Annotated in this window: 6 protein-coding genes; 1 reads left to right on the top strand and 5 read right to left on the bottom strand. The window is 52.9% G+C overall.

The features are described from left to right. Positions 1–378: 378 nt before the first annotated feature. Both uvrC and trxA read right to left on the bottom strand, forming a co-directional pair. On the bottom strand, positions 379–2,415 hold the full coding sequence (gene uvrC, locus BLR64_RS29745) for an excinuclease ABC subunit UvrC (protein ID WP_090720317.1): 2,037 nt from the start codon (positions 2,413–2,415) through the stop codon (positions 379–381). Between the two features lie 148 nt (positions 2,416–2,563). Then, positions 2,564–2,881 (bottom strand): thioredoxin, encoded by a 318-nt coding sequence (gene trxA, locus BLR64_RS29740; RefSeq protein ID WP_039876829.1) that lies wholly within the window; start codon positions 2,879–2,881, stop codon positions 2,564–2,566. A 347-nt stretch (positions 2,882–3,228) separates the two neighbouring features. Here trxA and BLR64_RS29735 point away from each other — a divergent pair, with 347 nt between their 5' ends. Next, complete coding sequence (locus tag BLR64_RS29735) at positions 3,229–3,387, top strand: YqzM family protein (RefSeq protein ID WP_090720315.1); 159 nt, start codon at positions 3,229–3,231, stop codon at positions 3,385–3,387. A 78-nt stretch (positions 3,388–3,465) separates the two neighbouring features. Here BLR64_RS29735 and dnaI read toward each other — a convergent pair whose 3' ends face one another. The 3 genes from dnaI to BLR64_RS29720 all read right to left on the bottom strand — a co-directional run bounded on the left by dnaI (position 3,466) and on the right by BLR64_RS29720 (position 6,480). After that, entirely contained in the window at positions 3,466–4,422 is a 957-nt protein-coding gene (gene dnaI / locus BLR64_RS29730) for a primosomal protein DnaI (RefSeq protein ID WP_090720313.1), read from the bottom strand. Positions 4,423–4,440: 18 nt separating this feature from the next. After that, a complete protein-coding gene (locus tag BLR64_RS29725; RefSeq protein WP_090720312.1) occupies positions 4,441–5,988 on the bottom strand; it encodes a replication initiation and membrane attachment family protein in 1,548 nt (515 codons plus the stop codon). Positions 5,989–6,273: 285 nt separating this feature from the next. After that, entirely contained in the window at positions 6,274–6,480 is a 207-nt protein-coding gene (locus BLR64_RS29720; protein WP_090720318.1) for a group II intron maturase-specific domain-containing protein, read from the bottom strand. Positions 6,481–6,488 lie beyond the last annotated feature (8 nt).

Below are 6,488 nucleotides of genomic sequence, written 5' to 3'. Positions count from 1 at the left end.
ACTGCATTATCTTTCAAACCATGCCGTTCCCTCTACGCCGGAGGGTTCTTCGCTGTTGTACCAAGTTCTTTACAGCTTCCATGGCCTTCGTCCAGTTTAGCGAGACTCGGCTCCCTCTTTTCCCCTTTGCAGGGCCTTTTTGACGACGCGGCAGGATTCACTTGATGTTGCGGCCTGGGTTGTTGCTCGCCCGGTCTCTGACCGGTACTTTTGTCGATGCGCTTTTACACACAGATTTCGCCATGCGCAAGCATCCTAGCTACAAGAGTGGCTTGGCCCCTCTCTTGGTTGGACTTGCACCAACTAGATAATGCGTGCCTCTGGGCACGCCCATAACAAAAAAGGCCGGCCCCAAAGGGCCAGCCCGAAAAATGCATATTATGCCTCATCCTCACTATGAGAAACAGCCTCAACGGCCGGTTCCTCATCATTAAGCGCAGCCAGGATCTGCCCGGCCAGCTTCTCGCCTATGGAGAGTACGCGGAAGTCCTCGATGGAGGCCTCCTTGATCTTCTTCAGCGAGCCGAAATGCTTGAGCAGCGCTTTCCGGCGCTTCTCTCCGATGCCTGGGATCGAATCCAGCTTCGAGGTTACCATCGATTTGCCGCGCTGCTCGCGGTGGAAGGTGATTGCGAAGCGGTGAACCTCATCCTGGATACGCTGCAGCAGGTAGAATTCCTGGCTGTCCCGCGCCAGGGGCACCGGCTCGGCGGAGTCGCCGATCAGGAGCTGCGCCGTCTTATGCTTGTCATCCTTGACCAGACCGCAGACGGGAATGTACAGCCCCAGCTCATTCTGCAGAATATCAATCGCCGAGGAAATCTGCCCTTTGCCGCCGTCGACCACAATCAGGTCGGGCTGCGGCAGGTCTTCCTTCAGCACCCGCTCATACCGCCTCCGGATAACCTCGCGCATCGTTTCGTAGTCATCCGGACCCTGTACGGTGCGGACCTTGTACTTGCGGTATTCCTTGCGGGCTGGCTTGCCGTCAATGAACACGACCATCGCCGAGACCGGATTGGCACCCTGGATGTTCGAGTTATCGAACGCTTCGATCCGGTTCAGCGATTCGAGCCCCAGGCTCTGGCCCAGGCTGAACGCCGCGCCGGAGGTCCGTTCCTCGTCCCGCTCAATCAGCCGGAACTTCTCATCCAGCGCTACCCGGCTGTTCTGGCAGGCCATGCCGACCATCTGCTTCTTCAGCCCGCGCTGCGGCACCAGCACCTTCAGGCCCAGCCATTCCTGCAGGGCTGCCGCTCCGCCGGCCGGGTCCACCAGGCCGACTGCAGTAGCCTCTGCAGCAGCAGCTTCACGAGCAGCTGCATCCTCTGCAGTCCCCGCCTGCTCGCTCACATTCCCGGCAGCCGCTGACTCACCGGCTTCCTCGCTATCCTCATCATCCACAGCTGCCGCCAGCCTGCTCGCGGCCACTGCAGCTCCGGCGGAAGCAGCCGAAGGCTTCTCGGTGCCCTCGCTTACCAGCTCAGGCAGCAGAATTTCCTGCGGCAGCGCCGGATTCTCGCTGTAGTACTGCGTTACATACGACATGAAGTCGCTGTAAGCCTCCCCGTAGAACGGGAATACGGACGAGTGCCGCTGGATCATTTTCCCCTGGCGCATATACAGAATCTGCACACACATCCAGCCCTTGTCCACGGCATAACCAAAAACATCGCGGTCCTTCGTATCAGCCGTGTTAATTTTCTGCTTCTCCATCAGGGCATCGATGTGCATGATCTGGTCACGCAGCTCCTTGGCGCGCTCGAAGTACAGCTCCTCTGCCGCCTCCTGCATCTTTTGCTGCAGATCCTTTTTGACTGCCTCATGGCCGCCGCTTAAGAAAGCCGATATATCGCGGATAATCTCATCGTAAGCAGACTTTGGCACTTCCTTCTCGCACGGGGCGAGGCACTGGCCCATATGGTAGTAGAGACATACCTCCTTCGGCATCACACCGCACTTGCGCAGCGGATACATCCGGTCGAGCAGCTTCTTGGTCTGCTGGGCGGCATAAGAATTCGGATACGGCCCGAAATATTTGGCTTTATCTTTAAGCACCCGGCGTGTGACTTCAAGACGCGGATGCGCTTCGTTCGTTATTTTGAGATAAGGAAATGTCTTGTCATCCTTCAAAAGCACGTTGTAACGCGGCATATGCTTCTTGATCAGATTGCACTCCAGAATGAGCGCTTCCATATTACTGGAAGTAACTATATATTCAAAATCAACAATATTGGCGACCAGACGCTGGGTTTTGCCGTTATGACTGCCTGTAAAATAAGAGCGGACGCGGTTCTTCAGCACCTTCGCCTTGCCCACGTAAATAATGGTGCCCTCTTCATTCTTCATCAGGTAGCATCCGGGCAGATCCGGCAGCAGCGCCAGCTTGTTGCGGATATTATCGCTATAATCCATAATTTCTCCCCCACCTGTCACTTACACATTCATGAAGCTTCCCCGGGTCAGCAGGACTGCTTACTACAGTAATTTTAACACACAAAACGCCCCCGGATAAACCGAAGGCGCTTGTAATCAGATCTTATTCAGTAGGGTTAACTACTTATTATTGGTGTTTAGCTACGATGTTCTTCAGGGAATCCTTGGAGTTCAGGCCGACAACCTTATCCACCGGCTGACCGTCTTTGAAGAAGATCAGGGTAGGAATGCTCATTACTCCGAAGCGGGAAGCCGTTTCCGGATTCTCGTCAACATTCAGCTTGGCAATTTTTACGCTGTCTCCCAGCTCGGCGGACAATTCCTCGAGGATTGGGGAAAGCATTTTGCAAGGGCCGCACCAAGGTGCCCAGAAATCTACTACTACAGTACCCTGACCTTCAACTTCGCCTACAAAGGACTGGTCAGACACGTTTACGATAGCCATGATATTGTTCCTCCTTTAATTTTGCGGAGCTCCATACGCCTCCATAGCGTGCGCTAGACGAAACGAATTCACTCCGTAATGTTAGCTGGAAAAAATGCTTCATGTAATATGATAACCAGATTACCATTTACCGACACATCCACAGTATAACATAGATACTGTACTTTTGGGAAATGTTTTAGACAATTACATTGTATAAAATCAATTATTTAACAGCTATCGCTTCTTTACAACGCTCACAAGAGTTCGTATACTTTAAGAAAACGCATTTATTGTCAATGACTTCCCTCACATGTATTACTGTAACCTACTGCAGTGCAGTCTTGCAAGGCAAGGAGGAGGAAACAATGGAGATCAATGCCAAGGCACGGGACCCGCGGGAGCATGTTAATGAGGAGCCCCGCAACGATCTGGGTGATTTAATGACCGGCTTTTTCGGAATGACCGGCTTCATGACTCTGGTTTTCTTTGGAATGGTGATAGTCAAGTTTGTTTTCCTCGATTAACTGGATAGCAAAAAAACAGCGGTGCCAGTGACCCCATTCGTCCCTGCACCGCTGTTTTTTTGTTGTACTGCTGTCAGCCTACCGGTTTCTGCCGCGCTGATTCTCCCCGTGCAGCGGAATCACTTCCACAAACGGAGCAATCCGGTCCATCAGGCGCTGCCCCTTGTACAGCTCCTCGCCGTCCTTGCTGGTGAAGCTGAGATGCTTCTCCAGACCGTCCAGCGGATAATTGGAGGTATAGAAGGTCGGCTTGCGGTTCATCCGGTAATTCAGAATCGCCCCCAGCACATGGTCACGCGCCCACGGGTTGAGATTTTCCGCACCGATATCGTCAAAAATCAGCAGATCGCAGTTCTTCAGCGTGTCCACGGTTTCCTTCAGCTTCTGCCCGTCCAGCATAATCGACTTCAGATCCTCAATGAAATCAGGCATATAGACAATGACGCCGCTGTATCCGGCAACCGCCAGCTCGTGGAGCAGGTAGCACATCAGAAAGGTTTTGCCTGTGCCGAAGGTGCCGTGCAGATAAATTCCCTGCGGACTCAGACCGTCTTCCTTTACCCTGGTAATATAATCAAAAATTTTGTTTACGGCAGAAGCCCGGCGCGGGTCCTTGCCCATAATATCCATCTCATCATAGCCGCCGTTCAGCACGCGTTCATCCACATAAAAGCTGCGGATCCGTCTGCGGATGCTGTCCTGGCTGTCCTGCGCAATCTTCAGGTTACAGGCTGTCTTGCGCTCGAACAAATCCGGTGAGCCGTTAACATTCTCTACCGTAAGCTTGCTGTAATGGCCCTGAAAATCATTCGGGCAATGCTCGAGGCCAGGACAGCTCGCGCAGTTCCGGCTCTCCCGTACGTACTGAAACAGCCGGCTCATATGAAGCTTCAGCCGCGAGTCATCCAGCTCCGGGTGCTCGGCCTGAAGCTGCTTCACCAGCGGATCATTCAGCAGGTTCTGCTGAAGATCGCGGGAACGCTGGCGCAGGGCCGGATTGTTCATCGAACGCATCACTTCGCCCATCGACTCCATCGCTGCACCTCGCTTTCTTTACGGCGTCCTCAGGGCGCCCTTCTTCTTGCTGGCCTTAATTTCGGCCGCTTTCTTCATCATCGCCGCGAATTCCTCTTCCGATACGGTACCGGCGCTTCCGTCATCGGTGACAATCGGAATCTCCGGCTTCGCGGCCCGGCCGCCGCCTTTATTATACGAACGCTGACGCGTTCCCGAAGCTGCTCCGGCCGTGCCGGAGGCAGCGCTCTTGCCTTTGACCTTGGACTGGTCACGGATGTACCTTACGGCCTTCTCATAGGTATTAACCTGCTTGACCAGCATGTTGGAGGCAATCGCCTCCACAAAATTACGGTTCATCCGCTGTTCTCCGCCTGAAGCCACCATGGTCATCAGATAATGGATCAGCACATTGATGACTTCACCGCTCAGCTTGTAGTTCAGATCAATTTTCTCGAATATATCCATCAGCTGGCCCGGAACCGTACCCGGAAAAAAGGTTTGCAGCAGCCGTGTATAAGGCTCGTTGCGCAGCATCATATTATATTGGTGAATATCACATTTGGACAGGAACTGCGGAGGGACCTCAACGTAATATTCCATCTCCACCGGCTGCTCCTGCGGAATCACCGGCTCTTCATGGTCACCCGCCGCAGCTGCACGCAGCGACACAACCTTGGCCGCAGCGATCTCCCGCTTCTCCTGGCGCTTCATATCCTGGCGGAAATGCTGGCTTGCCCTGTACTGCAGCGTATCCAGAATCACTTCGCCGTCCGGCGTGAACATTCCGTCCTCATCCAGCAGACGGCATAAATCCTGCGGTCCCAGATCATATTTGCGGGCCACATAGTTAATCACACCCATTTGGGCATGGTCAAAGCGCAGCTTCTCGACATGCATCCGGTTCACCGACTCGCGCGGAAAGCGCAGAATAATGTCACTATACCCGATAGCCGTTTCACTGCTTTGACTGATGCCCGGCTGCTTCACCGTAGCCACTTCAGCCAGAGCCTGCTCCAGCTCATAATCGATCACATGCGTATTTAACTGGAAGATATCATAAAAGGGCAGGGAAATATTCTCTTTATGGGCTAGGCGGCGGCTCCAGTCCTCCGGTTCCCGGTTCCAGAACTGCTCCCGGAGCGACAGGACGGCAAACTTGCCGATTTTGTCACGCAGCAGCAGTGTCAGGTGCTGGGTCGCAAAAAAGTCAGCCGGCGAAAGCGGCGGCAGCAGCTCATATTCATACAGGTAATCGTCGTTCTCCGGCGTATACATCCGGCAGGTTGCAAGCAGGCCTACCGCCTCAAGCAGGGAAGCCTGGTCCACTAAATATTTACGGCCTTTCTCGTTCGGTTCAACGCCAAGCGTCATAAACAGCCTGCGCTGCTGCTCTACAGCAGAATAGCCGATCGATTCAGCCGGAATATGCTCAAACAGCAGCCTGTACAGGCTAATCGCAAAGGCTCCTACCATCGGCTGATAGACGGAACCCAGCATACGTGAATCTACATGGCTAAGACCGAATTCGCGGGAAACGCAGTACCGGTGATGTTCGGTGAAATGATGCAGGTTACTCATGCGCATCTGCGGTTAACTCCCCCTTTTTTACACGAATTCATGCAGATTTCTATTCTATCACAAAACACCCGGCCGGAAATGTAAAAAAAGAACCAAATAACCCGGTTTTCAGCCTATAATCGACAACTTTTGAAATCTTGCTGACTGTAGCGAAAAATAAGAAGAAAAGTCCTGCTCCCTATCTGATCCTAGAGTGAAGGGCTGGATTTAAACCAGCCCCTCCTCATCAAACCGTACGTGAGGTTTTCCCTCATACGGCTTTCCGATGTTTGTCATTCATGGGCATGCAGATCACAATAGCGTTCTTAGTCCATACATCTTGGCAATATACTTTACTTCAGGTAATGAACTCATCCATCTTCTGCGTTGTCTCTTCTTCGCGTACCACCGGGTTAATCTCTGCAGAATATACCAATCCAGCTTGGCTAATCTCTTTTGGCTGTAGTTCGTGTAGTAATAATTTCTCCATCCCTGAATCTTTGGATTGAGCCATTCCACTTGTTCCG

This window comes from Paenibacillus typhae (genome assembly GCF_900099765.1).
Taxonomy (GTDB): Bacteria; Bacillota; Bacilli; order Paenibacillales; family Paenibacillaceae; genus Paenibacillus_AQ; species Paenibacillus_AQ typhae.
Note: the sequence above shows the minus strand (reverse complement) of the source record. Positions and strands in the feature narration are given on the sequence as shown.